Annotated in this window: 27 protein-coding genes; 11 read left to right on the forward strand and 16 right to left on the reverse strand. The window is 68.2% G+C overall.

Annotated elements, in window-relative coordinates:
• From G3N61_RS29155 to G3N61_RS29215, 14 genes are all read right to left on the reverse strand, one after another.
• Positions 1-1,274 (reverse strand): FtsX-like permease family protein (locus G3N61_RS29155; RefSeq protein ID WP_205824179.1); only part of this gene is annotated, 1,274 nt, incomplete at its 3' end.
• Positions 1,271-1,888: a DUF4126 domain-containing protein gene (locus G3N61_RS29160; protein WP_043188903.1), complete on the reverse strand. Its 618-nt coding sequence runs from the start codon at positions 1,886-1,888 to the stop codon at positions 1,271-1,273. The genes G3N61_RS29160 and G3N61_RS29155, both read right to left, overlap by 4 nt.
• 212 nt (positions 1,889-2,100) lie before the next feature.
• On the reverse strand, positions 2,101-2,421 hold the full coding sequence (gene sugE, locus G3N61_RS29165) for a quaternary ammonium compound efflux SMR transporter SugE (RefSeq protein WP_043188905.1): 321 nt from the start codon (positions 2,419-2,421) through the stop codon (positions 2,101-2,103).
• A 145-nt stretch (positions 2,422-2,566) separates the two neighbouring features.
• Positions 2,567-2,851: a DUF333 domain-containing protein gene (locus G3N61_RS29170; protein WP_043188908.1), complete on the reverse strand. Its 285-nt coding sequence runs from the start codon at positions 2,849-2,851 to the stop codon at positions 2,567-2,569.
• A 158-nt stretch (positions 2,852-3,009) separates the two neighbouring features.
• The gene (kdpE, locus tag G3N61_RS29175) at positions 3,010-3,708 is read right to left on the reverse strand and encodes a two-component system response regulator KdpE (RefSeq protein ID WP_043188911.1); all 699 of its coding nucleotides are present in this window, start codon (positions 3,706-3,708) and stop codon (positions 3,010-3,012) included.
• Positions 3,701-6,544: a sensor histidine kinase KdpD gene (locus G3N61_RS29180; RefSeq protein WP_205824180.1), complete on the reverse strand. Its 2,844-nt coding sequence runs from the start codon at positions 6,542-6,544 to the stop codon at positions 3,701-3,703. Before G3N61_RS29180 ends, kdpE begins: the two co-directional genes overlap by 8 nt.
• Before the next feature lie 151 nt (positions 6,545-6,695).
• Positions 6,696-7,277 (reverse strand): potassium-transporting ATPase subunit KdpC, encoded by a 582-nt coding sequence (gene kdpC, locus G3N61_RS29185; protein ID WP_089450965.1) that lies wholly within the window; start codon positions 7,275-7,277, stop codon positions 6,696-6,698.
• Positions 7,278-7,302: 25 nt separating this feature from the next.
• Positions 7,303-9,387 carry a potassium-transporting ATPase subunit KdpB gene (gene kdpB / locus G3N61_RS29190; protein WP_089450966.1) on the reverse strand — a complete coding sequence of 695 codons (2,085 nt, stop codon included), beginning with the start codon at positions 9,385-9,387 and terminating at the stop codon, positions 7,303-7,305.
• A gap of 54 nt (positions 9,388-9,441) precedes the next feature.
• Positions 9,442-11,247 (reverse strand): potassium-transporting ATPase subunit KdpA, encoded by a 1,806-nt coding sequence (gene kdpA, locus G3N61_RS29195; protein WP_089450967.1) that lies wholly within the window; start codon positions 11,245-11,247, stop codon positions 9,442-9,444.
• Positions 11,244-11,336 (reverse strand): K(+)-transporting ATPase subunit F, encoded by a 93-nt coding sequence (gene kdpF / locus G3N61_RS29200; RefSeq protein ID WP_006752209.1) that lies wholly within the window; start codon positions 11,334-11,336, stop codon positions 11,244-11,246. The genes kdpA and kdpF overlap by 4 nt, the downstream gene beginning before the upstream one ends.
• Entirely contained in the window at positions 11,333-11,455 is a 123-nt protein-coding gene (locus G3N61_RS40155) for a hypothetical protein (protein WP_277405124.1), read from the reverse strand. The genes kdpF and G3N61_RS40155 overlap by 4 nt, the downstream gene beginning before the upstream one ends.
• A gap of 192 nt (positions 11,456-11,647) precedes the next feature.
• A complete protein-coding gene (locus tag G3N61_RS29205) occupies positions 11,648-12,622 on the reverse strand; it encodes a quinone oxidoreductase (protein WP_089450968.1) in 975 nt (324 codons plus the stop codon).
• Between the two features lie 177 nt (positions 12,623-12,799).
• A complete protein-coding gene (locus G3N61_RS29210) occupies positions 12,800-13,192 on the reverse strand; it encodes a methylglyoxal synthase (RefSeq protein WP_043188929.1) in 393 nt (130 codons plus the stop codon).
• 48 nt (positions 13,193-13,240) lie between these two features.
• Positions 13,241-14,020, reverse strand: coding sequence for an SDR family oxidoreductase (locus G3N61_RS29215; RefSeq protein WP_089450969.1), 780 nt, complete (start codon positions 14,018-14,020; stop codon positions 13,241-13,243).
• 230 nt (positions 14,021-14,250) lie between these two features.
• On the opposite strand from G3N61_RS29215, the gene upp reads away from it, so the two are divergent.
• From upp to rng, 9 genes are all read left to right on the forward strand, one after another.
• Positions 14,251-14,901, forward strand: a complete 651-nt coding sequence (gene upp, locus G3N61_RS29220) for a uracil phosphoribosyltransferase (RefSeq protein ID WP_043188934.1) — start codon at positions 14,251-14,253, stop codon at positions 14,899-14,901.
• Between the two features lie 217 nt (positions 14,902-15,118).
• Positions 15,119-15,847 (forward strand): YebC/PmpR family DNA-binding transcriptional regulator, encoded by a 729-nt coding sequence (locus tag G3N61_RS29225; RefSeq protein ID WP_174971708.1) that lies wholly within the window; start codon positions 15,119-15,121, stop codon positions 15,845-15,847.
• A 104-nt stretch (positions 15,848-15,951) separates the two neighbouring features.
• On the forward strand, positions 15,952-17,229 hold the full coding sequence (purD, locus tag G3N61_RS29230) for a phosphoribosylamine--glycine ligase (RefSeq protein ID WP_089450970.1): 1,278 nt from the start codon (positions 15,952-15,954) through the stop codon (positions 17,227-17,229).
• A gap of 117 nt (positions 17,230-17,346) precedes the next feature.
• Positions 17,347-18,270: an oxygen-dependent coproporphyrinogen oxidase gene (hemF, locus tag G3N61_RS29235; RefSeq protein WP_205824181.1), complete on the forward strand. Its 924-nt coding sequence runs from the start codon at positions 17,347-17,349 to the stop codon at positions 18,268-18,270.
• A 28-nt stretch (positions 18,271-18,298) separates the two neighbouring features.
• A complete protein-coding gene (locus G3N61_RS29240; protein ID WP_080741790.1) occupies positions 18,299-19,000 on the forward strand; it encodes a nicotinate-nucleotide adenylyltransferase in 702 nt (233 codons plus the stop codon).
• Between the two features lie 4 nt (positions 19,001-19,004).
• Positions 19,005-19,451 carry a ribosome silencing factor gene (gene rsfS / locus G3N61_RS29245; RefSeq protein WP_043188944.1) on the forward strand — a complete coding sequence of 149 codons (447 nt, stop codon included), beginning with the start codon at positions 19,005-19,007 and terminating at the stop codon, positions 19,449-19,451.
• Between the two features lie 25 nt (positions 19,452-19,476).
• Positions 19,477-19,947, forward strand: coding sequence for a 23S rRNA (pseudouridine(1915)-N(3))-methyltransferase RlmH (rlmH, locus tag G3N61_RS29250; protein ID WP_011352746.1), 471 nt, complete (start codon positions 19,477-19,479; stop codon positions 19,945-19,947).
• Between the two features lie 51 nt (positions 19,948-19,998).
• Positions 19,999-20,631, forward strand: a complete 633-nt coding sequence (locus G3N61_RS29255; protein WP_043188946.1) for a Maf family protein — start codon at positions 19,999-20,001, stop codon at positions 20,629-20,631.
• 7 nt (positions 20,632-20,638) lie between these two features.
• Positions 20,639-22,108 carry a ribonuclease G gene (gene rng, locus G3N61_RS29260; RefSeq protein WP_043188949.1) on the forward strand — a complete coding sequence of 490 codons (1,470 nt, stop codon included), beginning with the start codon at positions 20,639-20,641 and terminating at the stop codon, positions 22,106-22,108.
• A gap of 78 nt (positions 22,109-22,186) precedes the next feature.
• Here the strand turns inward: rng and G3N61_RS29265 are convergent, their stop codons facing one another.
• Both G3N61_RS29265 and G3N61_RS29270 read right to left on the reverse strand, forming a co-directional pair.
• On the reverse strand, positions 22,187-22,567 hold the full coding sequence (locus tag G3N61_RS29265) for a DUF1493 family protein (protein ID WP_089450974.1): 381 nt from the start codon (positions 22,565-22,567) through the stop codon (positions 22,187-22,189).
• Position 22,568: 1 nt separating this feature from the next.
• The gene (locus G3N61_RS29270; RefSeq protein WP_205824183.1) at positions 22,569-23,000 is read right to left on the reverse strand and encodes an STM2901 family protein; all 432 of its coding nucleotides are present in this window, start codon (positions 22,998-23,000) and stop codon (positions 22,569-22,571) included.
• 295 nt (positions 23,001-23,295) lie between these two features.
• On the opposite strand from G3N61_RS29270, the gene G3N61_RS29275 reads away from it, so the two are divergent.
• Both G3N61_RS29275 and G3N61_RS29280 read left to right on the forward strand, forming a co-directional pair.
• On the forward strand, positions 23,296-23,631 hold the full coding sequence (locus tag G3N61_RS29275; protein WP_043188955.1) for a 50S ribosome-binding protein YggL: 336 nt from the start codon (positions 23,296-23,298) through the stop codon (positions 23,629-23,631).
• Between the two features lie 477 nt (positions 23,632-24,108).
• The coding region (locus G3N61_RS29280) for a collagen-like triple helix repeat-containing protein (protein WP_205824182.1) at positions 24,109-25,212 on the forward strand (1,104 nt) is incomplete at its 3' end.

The following is a 25,212-nucleotide window of genomic DNA, read 5'->3' on the forward strand; positions in this document are numbered from 1 at the left end:
CACTCGCGTCGCAGCACGCGCACCGGCGGCACGCGCGTGAGCGGCACGAGCGGCGGCAGCGCGAAGCCGAGCAGCAGCACGAGCGCGGCGCCCATGCCGATCAGCGCCGGCCACAGCGTGGGCGACGGCAACGCGACATCGATCAGGCTGCCGAGCGCGGCCAGCAACGCCCAGTGGCCGCCGTAGCCGAGCACCGCGCCGGCGGCGCCGGACACGATCCCGATACCGGCGAATTCGAGCGCGAACAGCGCACCGAGCGTGCGGCGGCTCACACCGAGGCAGCGCATCGTCGCGCAGCCGTCGAGGTGGCGCCGCATGTAGCGCTGCGCGGCCATCGCGATCGCGACCGCCGCGAGCAGCGCGGTGAGCAGCGCGACGAGCGTCAGGAAGTGGCGTGCGCGATCCAGCGTCTGCCGCACCTGCGGCTGGCCTTCCTGCAACGACTCGAGACCGGCGCCGCGCAGCTTCCCGCCGTCGACGCGCGCGTGCGCATACGCTTCGAAGCGCGCGACAGCCTGCGGGTCGCCGGCGACCAGCAGCCGATACGTGACGCGGCTGCCGTAACCCGTGAGCCCCGTCGCGGCGAGCTCGTCCGCGCGCATCATCAGCCGCGGCGAAAAATTGACGAACGAAAACCCGCGATCGAGTTCGCGGGAGATCGATGCGGCGACCTTGAACGTGCGCAGCCCGACGCGCACCGTATCGCCGGCCTTCAGGTGCAGCGCGTCGAGCAGCGCCGGATCGGCCCACACGGTGCCGGGCGCGGGAATCTCGGCGGCCTTCTGCGCGGTGGCGGCACCGGCCGGCAGGATCTCGACCGCGCCGCGCAGCGGATAGCCGGGCGACACCGCCTTCACGGCCGCGAGGCGCGATGGCGCCGCGTCGGTCGCCTGTCCACCCGTGGCGGACGCGATCATGCTCGGGAAGATGGCAGTCGTCGCGGTACGCAGGCCGAGCGCGCGGGCCTGCCGGTCGAACGACGGATCGACGGGGCGATCGGCCCGCACGACGAAATCGGCGCCGAGCATCTGGCGCGCGTCGCGCTCGAGCCCCTGGCGCAGCCGATCGGCAAGGAAGCCGACGCTCGTCAGCGCCGCGACCGCGAGCACCAAGGCGAGGACGAGCAGCGTCAACTCGCCCGCGCGCCAGTCGCGCGCGGTCATGCGCGCGGCCTGGCGAATCAGGTCGCGCAGGCCGAAGCGGCCGGCATGCGCGGACACGTCATGGCCGGGTTGCCCGGCGGGCGGCTGCGCCGCATGTTGCCGCCCCTTCAATCGTGTTTTCCCCCGATCGAGTTGAGCCGCGACACCATGTGGTTCGCCATGCCGCGAAAGCCGCCCGAGACGCCGCGCCACAAGCGCGGGAGCGCCCATGCCGACGCCGCGATGAAGGCGGCCAGCAGCACGAGGAACGCGAGCGGCACGAAGAACGCGAGCGCGAGGCCGCCGACCACGAGGCCGTCCTCGGTCGACGATGCGATCCAGTTCGAAATCGGTTCGGGAGACAGGTTGATCATCGCGCGCGTGCCGGCCTTCGCCACGTGCGCGGCGCCAGCCAGCGAGCCGCCGGCGAGCCCCGCGACCGCGAGCACGGTCGGATCGGCATGGCCGAGCGCGCCGGCTGCGAGCACGGCGCCGGCCGGGATGCGGATGAAGGTATGCACGGCATCCCACAGCGAGTCGAACGCGGGGATCTTGTCGGCAAGGAATTCGGTGACGGTGAGCACGGCCGCGGCGCCGATGACCCACGGCGACATCAGGACGGCCAGCGTGTCGGGCAAGTGAAGCCAGCCGAACCGCGCCAGCACGCCGGCGATCAGCACCGTCAGGTACAGGCGCAGGCCGCTCGCCCACGCGAGCCCCGCGCCGAGCGAAATGGCTTCGATCATGGCCCTCTCCTTGCACTTTCCGTGCGCTTTGCCGATTGATCGGATCGGGTCGGACAGACTGGCCGCGCGGCGCGTGGCGGCCGGCTCCGCGTGCCGCGAGAAGCACGACGGAATTCAGGCCCGAATGCGTTCCATTATAGACAGGCTATCCGGGTGACCGGCGCAATTCCGCGGTGCGGCACGCGGGGCGTGTGCGCACCCGGATGCCGTCGTCAGGCGGCCGACGACAGCTTGAGGCCGATCAGCCCCGCGACGATCAGCGCCGCGCTCGCGACGCGCGCGACGGTCAGCGCCTCGCCCATCATCACGATGCCGAACACGAACGCACCGACCGCGCCGATGCCCGTCCACACCGCATACGCGGTGCCGAGCGGCAACTGGCGCATCGCGACCGCGAGCAGCCCGAAGCTGGCCAGCGCCGTCACGATCGTAAACGCCGACGGACCGAGCTTCGTGAAGCCGTCCGACGATTTCATGCCGGCCGCCCAGGCCACTTCCAGCAATCCGGCAATGAACAACAATCCCCACGCCATCTCGACGCACTCCGTATCGGATGGGGCCGTCCCCGTTGAATCGAATGACCCGGGGTCGTCCCCGGGCGGCGCCGAGTATAACAAGATGCTTACGGACGCGGCGCGGCGCCGGCGGCCGATCGGGGGCCCGATCGGCCGGGCCCGGTCAGTTCGATACGCGCTTCGGCGTCACGCCGCCGACGCAGCGGTCGTCGCGGTACAGCGCCCACTCTTCGCACACGCGGCCATCCTTGAACACGCACATGCCGACCTGCCCGCTCGACAGGTTGCGGATCGTGTGGCGGCCGCCGAGCTTGGCGCAATTGACCGACGCGGGATTGGCCATCGCCTGCTGGGACGACGACGGTTGCTGCCCGGGCGGCAGCGGTTGGGCGAACGCGCCAGACGCAGCAAGCGCCAGCGCACAGATGACGACCAGACGGACGGACATTGCACGCTCCTCGTTTTCGTTCGCGGAACGGTCAGGATAACGGGGAATGAGCGCCGGGTGTGCAACGCGCGCGTCGGCCGCGAGACTGTCGCGCCGGCGCAACCGTGCCGGCGCGCGACGTCACGCGCACGGGCGCCGCTGCGGCCCGGCGAGACCCGTCATGCGGCCCCGACGAGCCGGTAGCCGACGCCCGTCTCGGTGACGATGTACTCGGGCTGCGCCGGGTCGCGCTCGAGCTTCTGGCGCAGGTGCGCCATGTAGATGCGCAGGTAGTGGTGGCTTTCGACGTGCGACGGCCCCCACACGTCGCGCAGCAGCTGCCGGTGCGTGAGCACGCGCCCCGCGTGCCGCACGAGCGTGGCGAGCAGCCGGTACTCGAGCGGCGTCAGGTGCACGATCTCGTTGTCGCGCCACACCTGGCGCAGCGCGAGATCGACGGTCACGGTGCCGAAGTTCACCTTCGGCGACTCGTTCGCGCCGCCCTGGTTGCGCCGGCGCAGTTGCGCGCGGATCCGCGCACGCAGTTCGGACACGCCGAACGGCTTGGTCAGGTAATCGTCGGCGCCCGCGTCGAGCGCCGCGACCTTCTCCTCTTCCTGCGTGCGCGCGGACAGCACGATCACCGGCACCTCGGACCAGCCGCGCAGTTCGCGGATCACGTCGAGGCCGTCGGTATCGGGCAGGCCGAGGTCGACGATCACGAGATCGGGCTTGCGCGTCGCCGCGTCGATCAGCCCCTGCTTGCCCGTCTCGGCCTCGAACACCGCGATGTCCTCCTCCTCGAGCGCGGCGCGCACGAAACGGCGGATCTGCTTTTCGTCCTCGATCAGGACGACGGTCAGGCTCGGTTCACTCATGGTCTGGCAATGATTCGGATGGGGACGACGCGCCCGGCACATCGGGTTCGTCGTCGGGTACGGCGGGCGCGGCCGGCGGTGTTTCGACCGGCAGCGTGAACCAGAAGCGCGCGCCCGTCACGTGGCCGTCGGGCGCCGTGCGGTTGAGTGCGCCGATTTTACCGCCGTGCGCCTCGACGATCGCGCGGCAGATCGCGAGGCCGAGCCCGATGCCGGGCGTCGCCGATTCCTTCTCGCCGCGCGTGAACTTGTCGAAGATCCGCGTTTCCATCCCGGCCGGCAGGCCGGGACCATAATCGTCGACGAGCACGCGCACGAATGGCAGCCCGTCGTCGGTCATGCGCTCCGCGCCAATCTCGATCGGCGTATCGGCCGGCGTGTACTTCGCCGCGTTCTCGAACAGGTTGGTGAACAGGCGCTCCATCAGCACTGCGTCCATCTGCAACAACGGCAAATCGGCCGGCAGCACGACGCGCGCGGGATGGCGCGCAAGCACACGCCTGCATGCGGCGAGCGCGGCGCCGACGGTTTCCTCGAGCAGCGACCACTGGCGCTTCAACTGCAGGCTGCCGGCCTGCAGCCGCGCCATGTCGAGCAGGTTCGTGACGATGCCCGTCATCCGCAGCGCCTCGTCGTGGATCGCGTCGACGAGTTCGCCCTCGCGCTGCGCGAAACGTTCGGCCGCCGCCACGTCGCCGCCCTGCGCGGCCGCCCGCCCGTTCGCGAGCATCGACGAGAAGCCGACGATCGTCGTGAGCGGCGTGCGCAGGTCGTGCGAGATCGCCGACAGCAGCGAGTTGCGCAGCCGCTCGGATTCCATGCTCACCAGCGCGTCGCGCGCGATCTCGACGTAGTGCACGCGTTCGAGCGCGAGCGCGATCTGCGCGGCGAATGCGTCGAGCATCCGCTGCTGTTCCGGCACCTCGAGTTCGCGCGGCTCGCGCGACGCGACCGCGAGCACGCCGCGCGTGCGCATCGGCGCCTTCAGCGGCAGGTACAGTGCAACCGTCGCCGGTAACGTGTCGGTGCCGCGGCCAGCCGGCTTCTGCTGGTCATAGACCCACTGGCCGACGTCGCTGTCCAGATCGGCGCCCGTCAGCGTGACGGCTGCATCGGGCTCCTCGATCTTCTGCCACACCTTGTCCGCGCTGTCGGGCAGCAGGAACGCGACGCGCGCGCGGAACACCTCGCCCACATGGCGGCTGCCGATCTCGACGATCTGCTCGGTCGTCAGCGCCGCGCCCAGCTCGCGCGCCATCGCGTAGATGGCGCCGGTGCGCCGCTCGCGGCGCTGCGCGACGCTCGCCTGACGCGTCAGCGTCGACGTCAGGTGGCTGATCACGAGCGACGTCAGCAGCATCCCGAAGAAGGTCAGCAGGTATTGCGTGTCGCTGACCGAGAACGACATGCGCGGCGGCACGAAGAAGTAATCGAACGCGGCCACCGACAGGAACGACTGCAGCACGCCCGGGCCGCGCCCGAGCCGGACGGCCGAGAACACGACGCCAAGCAGGTACAGCATCACGAGGTTCGTGAGGTCGAGCCGCTCGGACACGAGGCTCGCGACGACCGTGATCGCCGCGCAGATCGCGGCCGCGTACGCGTAATGCCGCGGCGGCGAGCGATGCGTGCCGAACTGCGCGAACGCATCGCGCCAGTCGCGCGCACGCGCGTCGAGCGGCGCGGCACGCGCTTCGTCGCTCGCGGACGCACGGATCAGCATCAGGTCGACGTCGCCCGCGCGTTCGGCGAGCTGTTCGCCGAACGGCCGCGCGAGGCGGCGCACGAGCCCGACCTTCGGCGAGCCGCCCGCGACGATCTTCGACACGTTGCGTACCTTCGCATAACCGATCAGCGCGGCAACCGCGTCGCCGCCGGCGAGCGTGGCCGTCTCTGCGCCGAGCTCGGCCGCGAGCTTCAGCGCATCGAGCGTGCGCTGCCGCTGCGCGTCGGGCAGCCGCTGCAGGCGCGGCGTCTCCACATAGACGGCGATCCAGTCGGCCTTCAGGCTCGCGGCGAGCCGCGCGGCCGCGCGCACCAGCGTCGGCGCCTCGGGGCCGGGCCCGACGCACACGAGCAGCCGCTCGCGCGCCTGCCAGATGCGCTGGATCGAGCGGTCGGCACGGTATTCGCGCATCTGCGCGTCGACGCGATCGGCCGTGCGCCGCAGCGCCAGTTCGCGCAGCGCGATCAGGTTGCCCTTGCGGAAGAAGTTGCGCACCGCGCGCTCGGCCTGCTGCGCGAGATAAACCTTGCCGTCGCGCATCCGCTCGAGCAGTTCCTCGGCCGGCAGGTCGACGAGCGTGACTTCATCGGCCGCGTCGAACACGCGGTCAGGCACGGTCTCCCACACGCGAATGCCGGTGATCGCGCCGACCACGTCGTTCAGGCTTTCGAGATGCTGGACGTTGACGGTCGTATACACGTCGATGCCCGCGTCGAGCAGCTCGTACACGTCCTGCCAGCGCTTCAGGTGCCGTGCGCCCTGCACGTTCGAATGCGCGAGTTCGTCGACGAGGATCAGTTGCGGCTGGCGCGCGAGCGCGCCGTCGAGATCGAATTCGGCCAGCGTGCGGCCGCGATAGTCGATGCGCGCGAGCGGCAGCACGTCGAGGCCGTCGAGCAGCGCGGCGGTTTCGCTGCGCCCGTGGGTCTCGACGATGCCGACGACGACGTCGACGCCTTCCTGCAGGCGCTGGCGCGCGGCCTGCAGCATCGCGTAGGTCTTGCCGACACCGGCCGATGCGCCGAAGAAAATCTTGAGCTGGCCGCGCCGCTGCTTTTCTTCGTCACGCTGCAGCTTGTCGAGGAGTTGGTCTGGGTCGGGACGATTCATGCGTCAGATAGGCGGAGCGCCCGGATGCGCGCGAGTACGAGCATTGTTGTTCCAAATCGCCGCAAAAGGCAAAGACGGCGCATGCGCCGTCGGGAAAAGTCGCGTCCGGCGCGGATCGGGCCGCGCCGGACGCCGGTTGCCTTACGTTCGCTCAGTGCGCGGCCTGCGCCGCGTCGAGCGCGAGGTTCAGCTTCAGCACGTTCACGCGCGGTTCGCCGAGCACGCCGAACTGGCGGCCCTTCGTGTTCGCGGCGACGAGCTGCGCGACCGCGTCGGGCGTCAGGTTGCGCGCCTTCGCGACCCGCTCGACCTGGTACGCGGCGGCGGCCGGCGTGATCTCCGGATCGAGGCCGCTGGCCGACGCCGTCACGAGGTCGACCGGCACGGGCTTCGACATGTCGGTGCCCGCGTCGCGCAGCGCGGCGATGCGCCCCTTCACCTGGTCGGCGAGCGACGGGTTCAGCGGGCCGAGGTTCGAGCCGCCGGAGCCGGTCGCGTTGTACGGCATCGGCGACGTGGCCGACAGCCGGCCCCAGAAGTACTTCGGCGCATCGAACTGCTGGCCGATCAGCGCGGAGCCGACCGCCTTGCCGTCCTTCTCGATCAGGCTGCCGTTCGCCTGCGACGGGAACACGGCCTGGCCGAACACGGTCATCACGGCCGGGTATGCGAGCCCCGTCACCGCGGCCAGCACGGCAAAGATCACGACGAGCGGACGAATCAACGTTTTCATGATGTTTCCTTCAAGTACGGCCGGCTCAAGCCCAGCCGAGTGCAGCGAGCGTCATGTCGATCAGCTTGATGAACGGGAACGGCAGCAGCACGCCGCCGAGGCCGTACACCAGCAGGTTGCGGCGCAGGAGCGACGCGGCGCCGAGCGGCCGGTACGTGACGCCCTTCAGCGCGAGCGGGATCAGCGCGACGATGATCAGCGCGTTGAAGATCACCGCCGACAGGATCGCGGATGCCGGCGACGTCAGGTGCATGATGTCGAGCACGCGCAGCTGCGGGTACGTCGTCACGAACGCGGCCGGGATGATCGCGAAATACTTCGCGATGTCGTTCGCGATCGAGAACGTCGTCAGCGAACCGCGCGTCATCAGCATCTGCTTGCCGATCTCGACGATCTCGATCAGCTTCGTCGGGTTCGAGTCGAGGTCGACCATGTTGCCGGCTTCCTTCGCCGCCTGCGTGCCGGTGTTCATCGCCACGGCGACGTCGGCCTGCGCGAGCGCCGGTGCGTCGTTGGTGCCGTCGCCGGTCATCGCGACGAGGCGCCCTGCGGCCTGGTGCTCGCGGATCGTCGCGAGCTTGGTTTCCGGCGTCGCTTCCGCGAGGAAATCGTCGACCCCCGCTTCCGCCGCGATCGCCGCGGCCGTCAGCCGGTTGTCGCCCGTCACCATCACGGTCTTGATGCCCATCTTGCGCAGTTCCGCGAAGCGCTCCTTGATGCCGCCCTTCACGATGTCCTTCAGCTCGATCACGCCGAGCACGCGCGCCGCGCCTTCATGCAGGTCGGCCACGACGAGCGGCGTGCTGCCACGGCGCGCGACTTCATCGACCGCGCGGCGCACTTCTTCCGGGAAGCGGCTGCCGTGCGTCTCGACGTAGTTGCGGATCGCGTCGGCCGCGCCCTTGCGGATCTCGCGGCCCGGCAGGTCGACGCCGCTCATCCGCGTCTGCGCGGAAAAGCCGATGAACGTCGCATGCAGTTGCCCCATGTCGCGCTGGCGAATGTTGAAGCGCTCCTTCGCGAGCACGACGATGCTGCGGCCTTCCGGCGTTTCGTCGGCGAGCGACGACAGTTGCGCGGCATCGGCCAGCGCTTCCTCGGTCACGCCCGGCGCCGGCACGAACGTCGATGCCTGGCGGTTGCCCAGCGTGATCGTGCCGGTCTTGTCGAGCAGCAGCACGTCGACGTCGCCAGCGGCTTCCACCGCACGGCCCGACGTCGCGATCACGTTCGCCTGCATCATCCGGCTCATCCCGGCCACGCCGATCGCGGACAGCAACCCGCCGATCGTCGTCGGAATCAGGCACACGAGCAGCGCGACGAGCGCGGTGATCGTCACCACGTGGCCGGCCTTCATCGCCTCGACCGAGAACATCGAGAACGGCAGCAGCGTTGCGGTGGCCAGCAGCATCACGATCGTCAGCGCGACGAGCAGGATCGTCAGCGCGATCTCGTTCGGCGTCTTCTTGCGCTTTGCGCCTTCGACCATCGCGATCATCCGGTCGAGGAACGCCTCGCCGGGGTTCGCGGTGACCTTGACGACGATCCAGTCGGACAGCACGCGCGTGCCGCCCGTCACCGACGAGAAGTCGCCGCCCGATTCGCGGATCACCGGCGCGGATTCGCCGGTGATCGCCGATTCGTCGACCGATGCGACGCCATCGACCACCTCGCCGTCGGCCGGGATCACGTCGCCCGCTTCGACGAGCACGACGTCGCCCTTGCGCAGCTCCGTCGCGGTCGTGATGCGGATCGGCGACTTCGGATGCGGCTCGTTGAGCTTCTTCGCCATCACGTCTTTCTTCGCGCTGCGCAGCGACGCGGCCTGCGCCTTCGAGCGCCCTTCGGCGAGCGCTTCGGCGAAGTTCGCGAACAGCACGGTGAACCACAGCCACAGCGCGATCGCGAGGATGAAGCCCGCGGGCGCCTCGGCCTGGCCGGCGAGCGCCGCGATCCACAGGATCGTGGTCAGGATGCTGCCGACGTACACGCAGAACATCACCGGATTGCGGAACTGCGTGCGCGGCGTGAGTTTCTTGAACGAGTCCACGATCGCCGGGCGCAGCAGCGCCGGATCGAACATGGACCGTGTTGCGGAATGTTGAGTCATTGCGATCTCTTCAATCTCTTCAGTCTTTTCAATGTGTCGCCATACGGGCGCGCATTACGCGCCCAGCCACATCATCAGGTGCTCGACGCCCGGGCCGAGCGCAAGCGCCGGCACGTAGGTCAGCGCGCCCACCAGCAGCACGGTGCCGAGCAGCAGCACGACGAACAGCGGACCGTGCGTCGGCAGCGTGCCGCTCGTCACCGCGATGCGCTTCTTCGCGGCGAGCGAGCCGGCGATCGCCAGCACCGGCACGATCGTGCCGAAGCGGCCGAACCACATCGCGATCGCGGTCATCCAGTTGTAGAACGGCGTGCCGACCGTCAGGCCCGCGAACGCGCTGCCGTTGTTGTTGGCGGCCGAGCTGAACGCGTACAGGATTTCCGAGAAGCCATGCGGCCCCGGGTTCGCGATGCCGGCCTTGCCCGCATCGGCGAGCACGGCGATCGACGTGCCGACCAGCACCAGCAGCGGCGTGAGCAGCACGACGATCGACACCATCTTCATCTCGTACGACTCGATCTTCTTGCCGACGTATTCCGGCGTGCGGCCGATCATCAGGCCGGCGACGAACACCGCGAGCAGCGCGAACACGAGCATCCCGTAGAGACCGGAGCCGACCCCGCCGTAGATCACTTCGCCCAGTTGCATCAGCAGCATCGGCACGAGGCCGCCGAGCGGCGTCAGCGAATCGTGCATCGTGTCGACCGCGCCGCACGATGCGGCCGTCGTCGCGACCGTGAAGATGCCGGTCTGCGCGATGCCGAAGCGCGTTTCCTTGCCTTCCATGTTGCCGCCCGGCTGCAGCGCGCTCGTCGACTGGTCGACGTGCAGCGCGGCGAGCGTCGGGTTGCCGCCCTGCTCGGCGCTCACCTCGACACCAATCGCGATCACGAACGCGACCGTCATCGCCGCGAGCACCGCGATGCCCTGCCGGCGGTCGCCGATCACGCGGCCGAACACGAGACACAGCGCGGCCGGGATGATCAGGATCGAGAAGATCTGGATGAAGTTCGCGAACGGCGTCGGGTTCTCGTACGGGTGCGCGGAGTTCGCGTTGAAGAAGCCGCCACCGTTGGTGCCGAGCATCTTGATCGCTTCCTGCGACGCGACCGGGCCCATTGCAAGCGTCTGCTTCGTGAGCTGGGTCGGCACCGTCACCGGGTTGCCCTTGTCGTCCTTCACCGGATTGCCCTGCGCGTCGAGCTTCGGCGCCGCATAGGTGCTCGTCTGCAGCACCGGCACGTCCTCGTACGCCTTCATGTTCTGGATCACGCCCTGGCTCATCAGCAGTGCGGCGATGACCACCGACATCGGCACGAGCACGTACATCGTCACGCGCGTGAGGTCGACCCAGAAGTTGCCGATCGTCTGCGCGGTATGACGTGCGAAGCCGCGGATCAACGCGATCACGACGACGATGCCGGTCGCCGCCGACAGGAAGTTCTGCACGGTCAGGCCGAGCATCTGCGTCAGGTAGCTGACGGTCTGCTCGGGCGTGTAGTCCTGCCAGTTCGTGTTGGTGACGAAGCTGACGGCCGTGTTGAACGCGCCGTCGACCGTCATCGCGCCGAACTGCTGCGGGTTGCCGGGCAGGAAGCCCTGCAGGCGCAGCAGGCCGTAGAGGAACAGCGCGCCGAGCGCGTTGAACGCGATCGTCGCAACCGCGTACTGCTTCCAGTTCATCTCGCTGCCGGCGTCGACGCCGGCGATGCGGTACAGCGCGCGCTCGAGTGGCCCGAACACGCGCACGACACGCGAGCTGCCGTCCATCACCGCGGACAGATAGCGTGCGACCGGAACGGCCGCCGCCAGCAGCACGACGATGAAGAGCACCGTTTGAAAGAGATTGTTCGCGTTCATTCAATGTCCTCCGCACGCAGCAGCGCAAAGACGAGATACGCGAACAGCAGGGCCGTCGAGGCACCCGCCAGCCAAAGCATCCAGGTCATGCTCGCCCCCCGCGACCGTATTGCACGAGCTTGTTGCAACCGGCAATCAAACCGAGGATCAGCGCGGTGAAGAGCACCAGTGCGCCGATGAAAACCCCATCCATTTTTCTGTTCTCCATCGTCGAAATCAGACGACTAGAACCTTATGGGAACGCACGTAAAGGACGGGTCAAAGGTATCGGGGCGGGTATAAAAAACGCGTAAACGTGGAATTCAGCGGGGGACGGCAGAAGCCGGAAGGCGGGCCGGACGGCACGCTGGCGCCGCCCGGACAAGCGCGTGCCGGCATGGCGCCGGCACGGAGGGACGGGTCAGGGAACGAGGATCGTCGAGCCGGTGGTCTTGCGCGCTTCGAGATCTTCATGCGCGCGGGCGACTTCCGCGAGCGGATAGCGCTGGTTGATGCTCGTCTTCACCTTGCCCGACAGCAGCACGTCGAACAGCTCGGCGGCAGCGGATTCGAGATCGGCGCGCTTCGCGATGTACGAGAACAGCGTCGGGCGCGTAAAGAACAGCGAGCCGCGCGACGAGAATTCCTTCGAGTCGATCGGCGGCAGCGGGCCCGACGCATTGCCGAAGCTGACGAACAGCCCGAGCGGCGCGAGGCTGTCGAGCGAGCCGATGTAGGTGTCCTTGCCGATCGAGTCGTAGACGACCGGCACGCCCGCGCCGTTCGTGATCTCCTTCACGCGCTGCGTGAAGTTCTCGCGCGTGTAGACGATCGGATAGTCGCAACCGTGCGCCTTCGCGAGCGCGGCTTTCTCGTCGGAGCCGACCGTCCCGATCACGGTCGCGCCGAGCGCCTTCGCCCACTGGCATACGAGCAGGCCGACGCCGCCGGCTGCCGCGTGGATCAGGATCGTGTCGCCGGCCTTCACCGGATACGTGCGGCGCAGCAGGTAGTGCGCGGTCAGGCCCTGCAGCATCACCGACGCCGCGTCGTCGTAGCTGATGCCGTCCGGCAGCTTCACGAGCCGCTCGGCCGGCATCACGCGCTCCTGCGCGTACGCGCCCGGCGGCTGCCCGACGTACGCGACGCGGTCGCCCGCCTTGAGCGTGGTCACGCCTTCGCCGACGGCCGTCACCTCGCCCGCCGCCTCCATCCCGAGACCGCCGGGCAGCGCTTGCGGGTAAAGGCCGGTGCGGAAATAGACGTCGATGTAGTTGAGGCCGACCGCATGCTGCCGGATGCGGACTTCACCCGCCTTCGGTTCGCCGACCTCGACATCGACCCACTTCATCACGTCCGGGCCGCCCGGCTGGTCGTATCGGATTGCTTTCGGCATCGTTTCGCTCCTCGTTTCTGATTCGGTCAGGGAAAAATCCGGGTCGCCGATACGCGAGCCGGCCGATTCAGGCGGGAACCGGGCGGCAGGCGCGCGTCGCGACGCACGATTCTCGCCCGACGCCGCCAACCGTGCATGGCCCTGCCGCCAGCAGGGGCAATCGGGCGCGAACCGCGCCTAGCAGACGTCCTGCATGTTGCGCGCCAGATCGTCGAGCAGCATCCGCGCAGTGGCGACGTTGGTCGCGACCGGCACGTCGTGCACGTCGCACGCCCGCACGAGCGCGGTGATGTCGGGGTCGTGCGGCTGCGCGGTCATCGGGTCGCGCAGGAACACGACGATGTCGATGCGGCCGTCGGCCAGTTCCGCACCGATCTGCAGATCGCCGCCGAGCGGCCCCGACAGCTTGCGCTCGACTTCGAGCCCGTGCGCGTCCGCGATGCGGCCGCCCGTCGTGCCGGTCGCCACCAGCCGGCATTGCGCGAGCGTCGTGCGGAATTCGCCCGCGAGCGCGACGATCTCGTCTTTCTTCGCGTCGTGCGCAATCAATGCGATGCGGGGTTTGCTCATCTCCAGATCCTTCGTTTGAGGTTGTCGTCGTGAAAGGCGGTGCGCGCGTCAGAACGTGCCTGGATACGCGCCGCCGTCGAGCAGCCAGTTCTGCCCGGTGATGTAGCCGGCATGCACGCTGCACAGGAAAGCGCACGCAGCGCCGAATTCCGCACGCGTGCCGAGACGGCCGGCCGGAATGTCCTTCGTGCGCCGCGCGCGCAGCTCGTCGACCGTCACGCCCTGCGCCTTCGCCGACGCGGCGAGCGTGGTCGCGATCCGGTCGGTGTCGAACAGGCCCGGCAGCAGGTTGTTGATCGTCACGCCCTGCCCCGCGACCTTGCGCGACAGCCCCGCGACGAAGCCGGTCAGCCCCGAGCGCGCGCCGTTCGACAGCGCGAGCACGTCGATCGGCGCCTTCACGGCCGAGCTCGTGATGTTGACGATCCGGCCGAAGCCGCGCGCGATCATCCCGTCGAGAGTCGCGCGGATCAGCTCGATCGGCGTCAGCATGTTCGATTCGAGCGCGCGGATCCAGTCGTCGTGCGAGAAGTCGCGGAAGTCGCCGGGCGGTGGCCCGCCGGCATTCGTCACGAGAATGTCCGGCTGCGGGCAGGCGGCGAGCGCAGCCGCGCGCCCGTCCGGCGTCGTGATGTCGCAGGCGACCGAAGTCACCGACACGCTCGCGCCGGCGCGGATCTCCTCCGCGGTTTCCTCCAGCGTGTCGCGCGTGCGCGCGACGATCACGAGGTTCACGCCCTCGGCGGCCAGCGCTTCCGCGCAGCCGCGACCGAGCCCCTTGCTGGCCGCGCACACGAGCGCGGTCTTTCCTGCGATGCCAAGATCCATCGTCGATTCCTTGGTGGCGACACGCGCCGGCGCGGCCCCGGCGTGCCGGCGCATGAACCGCGGGCGGGTCAGGCGGGCAATCGGGCGGGCGCGGGCGCGCGGATTGTCGTGAGACGTCGATATTATCCGGATCATGCGGCGCGCCTTGGTAAAATTGCGGACATAAGCGCGCGGCCGGCTTGCGCCCGCCGCCGCCCCCGATCCTCTTTTGCCGCCAAGGCGCCCCCGTCATGAAACAGGACAGCCGTTTCCCGAATCTCTTCATCACCGATCACCCGCTGATCCAGCACAAGCTCACGCACATGCGCGACAAGGACACGTCCACGCGCACGTTCCGCGAGCTGCTGCGCGAAATCACGCTGCTGATGGGTTACGAGATCACCCGCAACCTGCCGATCACGACCAAGCGGGTCGAAACCCCGCTCGTCGAGGTCGACGCACCGGTGATCGCGGGCAAGAAGCTGGCGATCGTGCCGGTGCTGCGCGCGGGCATCGGGATGTCGGACGGCCTGCTCGACCTGGTTCCGTCCGCACGCGTCGGCCACATCGGCGTGTACCGCGCCGAGGATCACCGCCCGGTCGAGTACCTGGTGCGCCTGCCGGATCTGGAAGACCGCATCTTCATCCTGTGCGACCCGATGGTCGCGACCGGCTACTCGGCCGTGCACGCGGTCGACGTGCTGAAGCGCCGCAACGTGCCGGCGGCGAACATCATGTTCGTCGCGCTGGTCGCCGCGCCCGAAGGCGTGCAGGTGTTCCAGGACGCGCACCCGGACGTGAAGCTGTTCGTCGCGTCGCTCGATTCGCACCTGAACGAGCACGCGTACATCGTGCCGGGCCTCGGCGACGCGGGCGACCGCCTGTTCGGCACCAAGAACTGAGCACCGGCACGGCCGCGCGGCGCGCGGCACGGCTCGCGGCGGCCTGCCCGGCCGTTCGGCCATGCGCGGCGGCCCCGATCCGGCGGTCGCCGCGTGATAAAATCTCGATCCACTCGACACGCGCGGCCCCGCGGCTTCATGCCCGCCGAAACGGCCGCCGATTCAACGACACATTGAAACAATCGCCCGCGCTGCGCGCCCGGGCACGGAGAAAGGTATGGCTGGTCATTCGAAATGGGCCAACATCAAGCATAAGAAGGCAGCGGCCGACGCGAAGCGCGGCAAGATCTGGACCCGCCTGATCAAGGAAATCCAGGTCGCGGCGCGCCTCGGCGGCGGCGACGTCAACTCGAACCCGCGCCTGCGTCTCGCGGTCGACAAGGCGGCCGACGCGAACATGCCGAAGGACAACGTCAAGCGCGCGATCGATCGCGGCGTCGGCGGCGCGGACGGCGCGAACTACGAGGAAATCCGTTACGAAGGCTACGGCATCAGCGGTGCGGCGATCATCGTCGACACGCTGACCGACAACCGCACCCGCACGGTCGCGGAAGTCCGCCATGCGTTCTCGAAGTTCGGCGGCAACATGGGCACCGACGGCTCGGTCGCGTTCATGTTCGATCACGTCGGCCAGTTCCTGTTCGCACCGGGCACGTCGGAAGACGCGCTGATGGAAGCCGCGCTCGAAGCCGGCGCGAACGACGTGAACACGAACGACGACGGTTCGATCGAGGTGCTGTGCGACTGGCAGGCATTCTCGGCGGTGAAGGACGCGCTCGAAGCCGGCGGCTTCAAGGCCGAACTCGCCGAAGTGACGATGAAGCCGCAGAACGAAGTCGAGTTCGCCGGCGACGACGCGGCGAAGATGCAGAAGCTCCTGGACGCGCTCGAGAACCTCGACGACGTGCAGGACGTGTATACGAACGCCGTCATCGTCGAGGAATGATGTGCCGGCCGCCGTGCTCCTGTCGCGGCGGCGGCCCGACCGAATCCGCGGCCGGCGCGCCTGAGCGTGCCGGCCGCCCTGTTTTCTAGTCTGCGGGGAATCCCATGAAACTACTCGTCGTCGGTTCCGGCGGCCGCGAACATGCGCTGGCGTGGAAGCTCGCGCAGTCGCCGCGCGTCCAGATGGTCTACGTCGCCCCCGGCAATGGCGGCACGGCGCAGGACGAGCGCCTGAAGAACGTCGACATCACGGCGCTCGACGAACTCGCCGATTTCGCGGAACGCGAAGGCGTCGCGTTCACGCTCGTCGGGCCGGAAGCGCCGCTCGCGGCCGGCATCGTCAACCTGTTCCGCGCACGCGGCCTGAAGGTCTTCGGCCCGACCCGCGAAGCCGCGCAGCTCGAGAGCTCGAAGGACTTCGCGAAGGCGTTCATGAAGCGCCACGGCATCCCGACCGCCGAGTACGAAACGTTCTCCGACGTGGCCGCCGCACACGCATACATCGACGCGAAGGGTGCGCCGATCGTCGTGAAGGCCGACGGCCTCGCGGCCGGCAAGGGCGTCGTCGTCGCGATGACGCTGGAAGAAGCACACGAAGCCGTCGACATGATGCTGTCGGGCAACAAGCTCGGCGATGCGGGCGCGCGCGTCGTGATCGAGGAATTCCTCGATGGCGAGGAAGCGAGCTTCATCGTGATGGTCGACGGCAAGCACGCGCTGGCGCTGGCCTCCAGCCAGGACCACAAGCGCCTGCTCGACGAGGACCGCGGCCCGAACACCGGCGGCATGGGTGCGTATTCGCCGGCGCCGATCGTCACGCCTCAGATGCACGCACGCGTGATGCGCGAGATCATCATGCCGACCGTGCGCGGAATGGAGAAGGACGGCATCCGCTTCACCGGCTTCCTGTATGCGGGCCTGATGATCGACAAGGAAGGCAATCCGCGCACGCTGGAATTCAACTGCCGGATGGGCGACCCGGAAACGCAGCCGATCATGGCGCGCCTGAAGAGCGATTTCTCGAAGGTCGTCGAACAGGCGATCGCGGGCACGCTCGACACGGTCGAACTCGACTGGGACCGCCGCACCGCGCTTGGCGTCGTGCTGGCCGCGCACGGTTATCCGGACGCGCCGCGCAAGGGCGATCGTATCAACGGAATCCCGGCCGAAACCGAGCAGGCGGTTACGTTCCATGCGGGCACGACGCTCGACGGCGACAAGCTGACGACGGCCGGCGGCCGCGTGCTGTGCGTGGTCGGCCTCGCCGATTCGGTGCGTGAAGCGCAGCAGCATGCGTACGAGACGATCAACCAGATCAATTTCGAAGGCATGCAGTACCGCCGCGACATCGGCTTCCGCGCGCTCAACCGCAAGAGCACCTAAGTCGCAATCGCCGCCCCGCCCTCGCGCGGCCGCGGCCCCTCTGCCGGGGTTCGATAGAATGCCCGGCAGAAGCTTTTTTTACGGCCCCCGCTTCGGGCGGGGGCACCCAGTCCAGACATGACCGATTCGACCTACGACGTAGCGCGCGTGCGCACGTACCTCCAGGGCCTGCAGACACGCATCGCCGACGCGCTCGGCGCGCTCGACGGCACGCCGCTCGCGACCGACACATGGCAGCGCGGGCCGGACGAACGCCTGCGCGGCGGCGGCTGCACGCGGATTCTCGAAGGCGGCCGCGTGTTCGAACGCGCGGGGATCGGCTTTTCCGACGTCGCGGGCGATGCGCTGCCGCCGTCGGCGAGCGCGGCGCGCCCGCAGCTCGCGGGCCGCGGTTTCGAGGCGCTCGGCGTGTCGCTGGTGCTGCACCCGCGCAATCCGTACTGCCCGACCGTGCACATGAACGTGCGGATGCTGATCGCGACGAAGCCGGGCGAAGAGCCCGTGTTCTGGTTCGGCGGCGGCATGGATCTGACACCGGTTTACGGTTTCGAGGACGACGCCCGGCATTTCCACCAGACCTGCAAGGATGCGCTCGATCCGTTCGGCGTCGAGCTCTACCCGCGCTTCAAGCAATGGTGCGACGAGTATTTCTTCCTGAAGCACCGCAACGAGATGCGCGGCATCGGCGGGATCTTCTTCGACGATTTCTCGGAGCCCGGTTTCGAACGCTCGTTTGACATGATGCAAAGCGTCGGCGACGCGTTCCTGCAGGCCTACCTGCCGATCGTCGAGCGCCGCGCGGAGCTGCCGTACGGCGAGCGCGAGCGTGACTTCCAGGCGTACCGCCGCGGCCGCTACGTCGAATTCAACCTCGTGTTCGACCGCGGCACGCTGTTCGGCCTGCAAAGCGGCGGCCGGACCGAGTCGATCCTGATGTCGATGCCGCCGGTCGCGAACTGGCGCTACAACTGGCAACCCGAACCGGGTTCGCCGGAAGCGCGCCTGTACAGCGACTTCATCGTGCCACGCGACTGGGTCTGACCCCTGCTTCAAGAGAAAGGACGCGTTTCTGGACACCACCGCCCGCCCCGCCCCGCTGCCGCGTCGTATCGGCCTGCTGGGCGGCACTTTCGACCCGATCCACGACGGCCATCTCGCGCTCGCCCGCCGGTTCGCCGAGCTGCTCGGCCTGACCGAACTCGTGCTGCTGCCCGCCGGGCAGCCGTACCAGAAGCGTGACGTGTCGGCCGCCGAGCATCGGCTCGCGATGACGCGCGCGGCCGCCGGCTCGCTGTCCGTGCCGGGCGTGACCGTGACCGTCGCCACCGACGAGATCGAGCACACCGGCCCGACCTACACGGTCGAGACGCTCGCGCGCTGGCGCGAGCGGATCGGCCCTGACGCGTCGCTGTCGATGCTGATCGGCGCCGATCAGCTCGTGCGCCTCGATACGTGGCGCGACTGGCGCAAACTGTTTGATTACGCGCACATCTGCGTGTCGACGCGCCCGGGCTTCGACCTCGGCGCGGCGCCGCCGGACGTCGCGCAGGAAATCGCCGCGCGGCAGGCCGGCGCCGACGTGCTGAAGGCCACGCCGGCAGGCCACCTGCTGATCGATACGACCCTTTCGTTCGACATTGCCGCGACCGACATCCGCGCCCACCTGCGCGAATGCATCGCGCGCCATGCGCAAATGCCCGACGCGTCGGCCGAGCATGTGCCGGCCGCCGTATGGGCCTATATTCTTCAACATCGCCTCTACCATTCCTGAATCCATGGATATTCGCAAACTGCAGCGCGTGATCGTCGACGCCCTCGAAGACGTCAAGGCGCAAGACATCAAGGTGTTCAACACCAGCCACCTGACCGAACTGTTCGACCGCGTGGTCGTCGCTTCGGGCACCTCCAACCGCCAGACCAAGGCCCTCGCGTCGAGCGTGCGTGACAAGGTCAAGGAAGCCGGCGGCGACATCGTCAGCTCCGAGGGCGAAGACACCGGCGAATGGGTGCTCGTCGACTGCGGCGACGCGGTCGTGCACATCCTGCAACCGGCCCTGCGCCAGTACTACAACCTCGAGGAAATCTGGGGCGACAAGCCCGTGCGGATGAAGCTCGGCGGCGGCAAGGGGAACGGCTTCGCCACGGCCAGCGAAAGCGACGAGGACGAAGAGGAAGCCGCGCCCGCACGCCCGGCGCGCAAGACGGCCGCTCGCCGCCGTTGAGCCCCGAGTCGTTACGCATCTCCCGATGAAGCTTTTCATCCTTGCGGTCGGCCACAAGATGCCGGGCTGGATCGCATCCGGCTTCGACGAATACACGAAGCGGATGCCGCCCGAGCTGCGCATCGAGTTGCGCGAGATCAAGCCCGAACTGCGTTCGGGCGGCCGCAGCGCCGAAAGCGTGATGGCGGCCGAGCGGCAGAAGATCGAGGCCGCGCTGCCGAAAGGCGCGCGCCTCGTTGCGCTCGACGAGCGCGGCCGCGACTGGACCACGATGCAGCTCGCGCAGGCACTGCCCGGCTGGCAGCAGGACGGCCGCGACGTCGCCTTCGTGATCGGCGGTGCCGACGGGCTCGATCCGGAACTGAAAGCCCGCGCCGACACGCTGCTGCGCATCTCGAGCATGACGCTGCCGCACGGGATGGTGCGGGTGCTGCTCGCCGAACAGCTTTACCGGGCGTGGAGCATCACGCAGAATCACCCCTACCACCGCGCATGACGTGTCGTCCTCGAGACGCGCGCCACGCGCGCTCACCGAGATAACGACACCATGCCGTCCAGCACGTCCCCCGCGCTTTTCCCGACGCTTTACCTCGCTTCGCAAAGTCCGCGCCGCCAGGAGCTGCTGCAGCAGATCGGCGTGCGCTTCGAGCTGCTGCTGCCGCGCCCCGACGAGGACGCCGAGGCGCTCGAGGCCGAGCTGCCCGGCGAAGCCGCCGATGCCTACGTGCGGCGCGTGACCATCGCGAAGGCCGAGGCTGCGCGTGCGCGCCTCGTCGCGAGCGGCAAGCCCGCCTCGCCGGTGCTGGTCGCCGATACGACCGTCACGATCGACGGCGCGATCCTCGGCAAGCCGGCCGACGCCGACGACGCGCTCGCGATGCTGACGCGCCTCGCGGGCCGCGAACACGCGGTGCTGACCGCCGTCGCGGTGATCGATGCCGACGGCGAACTGCTGCCGCCCGCGCTGTCGCGCTCGTCGGTGCGCTTCGCAACCGCGTCGCGCGACGCGTATGCACGCTACGTCGAATCGGGCGAGCCGTTCGGCAAGGCCGGTGCGTATGCGATCCAGGGACGCGCGGCCGAATTCATCGAGCGAATCGACGGTTCCCATTCAGGTATCATGGGTCTGCCCCTTTTTGAGACTGCCGCGCTGCTCCGCACCGCGCGCGTCGCCTTCTGAACCCACCATGAACGAAGAAATCCTGATCAACCTCACGCCGCAGGAAACGCGGGTCGCACTCGTCCAGCAAGGCGCGGTGCAGGAGCTTCACGTCGAACGCACGCTGTCGCGCGGGCGGGTCGGCAACATCTATCTCGGCAAGGTCGTGCGCGTGCTGCCCGGCATGCAGTCGGCGTTCATCGACATCGGCCTCGAACGTGCGGCGTTCCTGCACGTCGCCGACATCTGGCATCCGCGCCTCGCGGGCGAGCCGCAGTCGGGCGCGCCGCACCAGCCGATCGAGAAGATCGTGTTCGAAGGCCAGACGCTGATGGTCCAGGTGATCAAGGATCCGATCGGCACGAAGGGTGCGCGGCTGTCGACCCAGGTCAGCATCGCCGGCCGCACGCTCGTCTATCTGCCGCAGGAGCCGCATATCGGCATCTCGCAGAAGATCGAGAGCGAGGCCGAGCGCGAGGCCGTGCGCGCGCGTCTGACGGCCGTGATCCCGGCGGACGAGAAAGGCGGCTACATCGTGCGCACGATCGCCGAGGATGCCACCTCCGACGAACTCGCGGGCGACGTCACGTACCTGCGCAAGACGTGGGCGACGATCGTCGCGCAGGCGCAGCGGCTGCCGGCGACGAGCCTGCTGTACCAGGATCTCGATCTCGCGCAGCGCGTGCTGCGCGATTTCGCGAACGACGACACGACGCGCATCCAGGTCGATTCGCGCGAGACGTACCAGCGCCTCTCGGAATTCGCGGGCGAGTTCACGCCGGCCGTGAGCCCGAAGCTGCACCACTACACCGGCGAGCGGCCGCTGTTCGACCTGTACAACATCGAGACGGAGATCCAGCGCGCGCTGTCGCGCCGCGTCGACCTGAAGTCGGGCGGCTACCTGATGATCGACCAGACCGAGGCGATGACGACGATCGACGTGAACACCGGCGGCTACGTCGGTGCGCGCAACTTCGACGACACGATCTTCAAGACCAACCTCGAGGCCGCGCACACGATCGCGCGGCAGCTGCGGCTGCGCAACCTCGGCGGGATCATCATCATCGACTTCATCGACATGGAGAACGCCGAGCATCGCGACGCGGTGCTCTCCGAGTTGAAGAAGGCGCTGTCGCGCGACCGCACGCGCGTGACGGTCAACGGCTTCTCGCAGCTCGGGCTCGTCGAGATGACGCGCAAGCGCACGCGCGAATCGCTCGCGCACGTGCTGTGCGAGCCGTGCCCGACCTGCCAGGGCAAGGGCCAGGTGAAGACGTCGCGCACCGTGTGCTACGACATCCTGCGCGAGATCCTGCGCGAGTCGCGGCAGTTCAACCCGCGCGAATTCCGCGTGATCGCCGCGCAACAGGTGATCGACCTGTTCCTCGACGAGGAATCGCAGCATCTCGCGATGCTGATCGACTTCATCGGCAAGCCGGTGTCGCTGCAGGTCGAGTCGAACCTGAGCCAGGAGCAGTACGATATCGTGCTGATGTAACGGCCGTTCGAGTGCGGTTGCGCGAATCCTGCCCGACGCGGCTCGGATTTCGCGCAGCCTGCATGCATTGGCGAACGGCTATTCCTCGCGGGTTGCATCCCGTGCGAAGCGCTCGATCGCGTCGGTATCCCATCGGCCGAGACGCATTGCTTCCTCCAGCATGCCAAGCGTAAGCGGCACGCGTTCCGGGTCACGATATTTCGACGAAAGCAGCCCAAGGAACGTTCGGACCATATCCAGCGTTTCCGGACCGATGTATCGCTGATACGGGAAATGCTCGATGTCGATCCCGAAGGTCTCGCCCCACTTGTCGATAAATTCGATCGCATCGATTCCCGTGATGCGGAGGTCTTCTTCCATCCGACTTGACTGTGACAGCTTCAACGGACCGCCAAAGAGCGGGCGCCCCAATTCCTCTCGCGCGAATGCTTCGAGTCGACCCCATGCCGTGTCCGTCATCTCAGAGCACCCTGTCTTCCGGTTTTGCAACGCTGTTGTAGACCTGCATCGTATTCCACATGACGACTCCAGCATCGGTGGCTAGCATGATAGTGCCGACAACCGGCACTGCACGCCCGACGAACGCACCGAGGTTACGAGTCATCGCGATTCGCACACCACCGGCTCCGGCTTTCGTGATGGTCGGCAACCGAATTCCAACGTTGAACGGCAGCGCTTTGCGAGCGACAACCGACACAACGGATGTGCCGGCCACCGCGCCGCTCAGCTTGCCGGGAATTGGCACATCGTTCTGTCCCAACAGGACGGCAGCCGCAGCGCCGAGGTCGTGAAAGCCAAACCGTTTGCAAACCTGATTCACGGCGACCCAGAAAAACAGATCCCCAGGCGTGAGATCGACATGCCGCCCGTATGAATAGCGATTGTCGGACATACGGCCCTCGTTGTTGTTCGAATAGCCGCAGACCTTAACAAAGCCGAACACGCGCGCCATCCCTGTATCATTCGGTCATGCGTGCAATGGGCCGCTTGACCAGGCCACACGGCGAAAGGCACATCGGGCAATTGTTTAAGAAGAGTTTCCAGACGAGTCCCGCGAGAGCGATACATCGCGATCGCTCGACGCTCCACCCTTTCGCCGTCAGCCTCGGCCGTGCGGCACGTCGACATGGTGCCCGCGCCAGCCGGCGCGCTACCCTTTCTCACCTCTCATTCATTCACCACACACCATGAGCCAAGGCCACAACCGCCGCCAGCGCAAGAAACTCCACATCGGCGAATTCCAGGAACTCGCGTTCAACGCCACCGCGCATTACCGCAACGAAATGACCGACCTCGAGCGCGGCGAACTGATCGACGCGTTCATCGACTTCGTCGAAGCGAACGGGCTGCTGACCGTCGCGTCGGCGGACGAAGGCATCGGCGCTTACGTGATTTCCGGCGCGCCGCGCGGCACGACGACCGACGCCGATCGCGAGCTCGTGCGCGGCTGGCTGGCCGCACGGCCGGAACTGTCCGACGTCAAGGTCAGCGAATTCAGCGACGCGTGGTATCCGGAAGCCTGAGTTTCCGGTTTCATCGCCCCTCGCGCAACGCCCGCGCCTGCCCGCCGCCACGGCGGGCCAGGCCGGCGCGGCGCCTCCCTCCGCCTCCCTCCGCCCCCCTTCGCCAACGCGCGACACCGCGCCAGCGGCACCCACTCACACGATTCGCGCCGCGTCGACGGTGATTACCCCGATTTCCGCAGTGAATCGGACGCTTACTTCAATTTAACGATCATTAAAAGACGGCTCGCATCGGCGGATCTACTCTGATCGCCAGGAATCCGGTGTTTTCCGGCGCGATCAGCAAGCAAGACGAAAGAATGCAAACCGCCCGTCCGACAGGTGTTCCGGATTCCGATACGGGCGAACACGCGACACGGCGACAGGTCAATCAGGGAGACAACCAACAATGCGCCAGCCGCTTCCCCATCGCAGCGACGACACATCGACGCACGCGAAGGCCGCCTGACCCCACTCTCCAATGAATACGAGGACGACATGGATACGCCGACCACCCATCAGGCAGGACTCCGAATGATCATGATCGCGGCTGGCGTCGCAGCGCTGATGTCGCTGTCCGCGTGCGGCGGCTCCGGCTCGCTGAGCCAGGGCACCGGCGGCGCAGGATCGGGTTCGGGCGACACGACGGCCACGACCGGCGGCACGAGCAACGGCTCGGGCAGCGGTTCCGGCAGCGGCTCGACCGTCGGCAGCACGGGCAGCGGCAGCGGTTCGGGCACCGGCTCGGCGGGCAGCGGCGCATCCGCCAACGCGCTCGGCCAGACGATCGACTCGTCGAGCAACATCGTGACGGCCGCGGGCGGCGCGGTATCGGGCGTCGGCACGACGATCGCGGGCCAGTCGCTGCCCGGCACCAATGCGTCGACCACGCAAGGTCTCGGCACGGTCGTGCAGGATGCCGGCGCGGCCGTCACCACGCTCGGCACCGGCCTCGGCTCGGGGCTCGGCCAGCTCGGCGCATCGTCGAACCCGGTCGGCACGACGGTCGCGAGCACCGGCGGCGTGGTCACCAACCTCGGCAACGCGGTAGCCGCGACCGGCGGCGTCGTGTCGAGCCTCGGCGCGAGCGGGTCGGCGCTGGCACCGCTCGCACCCGTCACGTCGCCGGTCGGCGGCGCGATCACGACGCTGGGCAACACGCTCGCCGGCGGCGGCGCGACGCTCGGCACTCAGCTGTCCACGGGCCCGGTCGCGCAGATCACGGGCGCCGCCAGCTCGGCGATCACGCCGATCACGTCGACGGTCGGTTCGGTCACGCAGACCGTTGCGTCGAGCACGCCGCTCGGCGCGCCGCTCACGAACCTCGTGACGACGGTCGGCAACGGCGTCGCGAACGCCGGCACGACGATCGCGAAAACCGGCGGGAATCCGGTGACGACCGGCGTCGGCAACGTCGTGACTGCGACCGGCAACACGGTGGCTACCGCCGGCACGACGCTGCTGGGCGGCGGCGGCGCCGCGACGAGTCCGCTCGCGCCGGTCACGGGGCTTTTGTCGACGGGCGCACTCGGCGGCGCAACGGGCGGCAGCAACCCGGCCGGTGCGCTCACGTCGGCGGTCGGCACCGTGACGGGAGCGGTG

The sequence above is a fragment of the Burkholderia sp. Ac-20349 genome (genome assembly GCF_017104865.1).
Classification (GTDB): Bacteria; Pseudomonadota; Gammaproteobacteria; order Burkholderiales; family Burkholderiaceae; genus Burkholderia; species Burkholderia aenigmatica.

Bases quoted from the DNA above. Each gene is read 5' to 3' on its own strand.
- purD (WP_089450970.1), top strand. From the start codon at position 15,952: ATGAAACTACTCGTCGTCGGTTCCGGCGGCCGCGAACATGCGCTGGCG.
- kdpB (WP_089450966.1), bottom strand. From the start codon at position 9,387: ATGACTCAACATTCCGCAACACGGTCCATGTTCGATCCGGCGCTGCTG.
- rng (WP_043188949.1), top strand. From the start codon at position 20,639: ATGAACGAAGAAATCCTGATCAACCTCACGCCGCAGGAAACGCGGGTC.
- G3N61_RS29255 (WP_043188946.1), top strand. From the start codon at position 19,999: ATGCCGTCCAGCACGTCCCCCGCGCTTTTCCCGACGCTTTACCTCGCT.
- kdpE (WP_043188911.1), bottom strand. From the start codon at position 3,708: ATGAGTGAACCGAGCCTGACCGTCGTCCTGATCGAGGACGAAAAGCAG.
- G3N61_RS29160 (WP_043188903.1), bottom strand. From the start codon at position 1,888: ATGATCGAAGCCATTTCGCTCGGCGCGGGGCTCGCGTGGGCGAGCGGC.
- rlmH (WP_011352746.1), top strand. From the start codon at position 19,477: ATGAAGCTTTTCATCCTTGCGGTCGGCCACAAGATGCCGGGCTGGATC.
- hemF (WP_205824181.1), top strand. From the start codon at position 17,347: ATGACCGATTCGACCTACGACGTAGCGCGCGTGCGCACGTACCTCCAG.
- G3N61_RS29275 (WP_043188955.1), top strand. From the start codon at position 23,296: ATGAGCCAAGGCCACAACCGCCGCCAGCGCAAGAAACTCCACATCGGC.
- G3N61_RS29170 (WP_043188908.1), bottom strand. From the start codon at position 2,851: ATGTCCGTCCGTCTGGTCGTCATCTGTGCGCTGGCGCTTGCTGCGTCT.
- G3N61_RS29210 (WP_043188929.1), bottom strand. From the start codon at position 13,192: ATGAGCAAACCCCGCATCGCATTGATTGCGCACGACGCGAAGAAAGAC.
- kdpF (WP_006752209.1), bottom strand. From the start codon at position 11,336: ATGACCTGGATGCTTTGGCTGGCGGGTGCCTCGACGGCCCTGCTGTTC.
- G3N61_RS29270 (WP_205824183.1), bottom strand. From the start codon at position 23,000: ATGTCCGACAATCGCTATTCATACGGGCGGCATGTCGATCTCACGCCT.
- kdpC (WP_089450965.1), bottom strand. From the start codon at position 7,277: ATGAAAACGTTGATTCGTCCGCTCGTCGTGATCTTTGCCGTGCTGGCC.
- G3N61_RS40155 (WP_277405124.1), bottom strand. From the start codon at position 11,455: ATGGAGAACAGAAAAATGGATGGGGTTTTCATCGGCGCACTGGTGCTC.
- G3N61_RS29205 (WP_089450968.1), bottom strand. From the start codon at position 12,622: ATGCCGAAAGCAATCCGATACGACCAGCCGGGCGGCCCGGACGTGATG.
- upp (WP_043188934.1), top strand. From the start codon at position 14,251: ATGAAACAGGACAGCCGTTTCCCGAATCTCTTCATCACCGATCACCCG.
- kdpA (WP_089450967.1), bottom strand. From the start codon at position 11,247: ATGAACGCGAACAATCTCTTTCAAACGGTGCTCTTCATCGTCGTGCTG.
- G3N61_RS29225 (WP_174971708.1), top strand. From the start codon at position 15,119: ATGGCTGGTCATTCGAAATGGGCCAACATCAAGCATAAGAAGGCAGCG.
- G3N61_RS29215 (WP_089450969.1), bottom strand. From the start codon at position 14,020: ATGGATCTTGGCATCGCAGGAAAGACCGCGCTCGTGTGCGCGGCCAGC.
- sugE (WP_043188905.1), bottom strand. From the start codon at position 2,421: ATGGCGTGGGGATTGTTGTTCATTGCCGGATTGCTGGAAGTGGCCTGG.
- rsfS (WP_043188944.1), top strand. From the start codon at position 19,005: ATGGATATTCGCAAACTGCAGCGCGTGATCGTCGACGCCCTCGAAGAC.
- G3N61_RS29265 (WP_089450974.1), bottom strand. From the start codon at position 22,567: ATGACGGACACGGCATGGGGTCGACTCGAAGCATTCGCGCGAGAGGAA.
- G3N61_RS29180 (WP_205824180.1), bottom strand. From the start codon at position 6,544: ATGAATCGTCCCGACCCAGACCAACTCCTCGACAAGCTGCAGCGTGAC.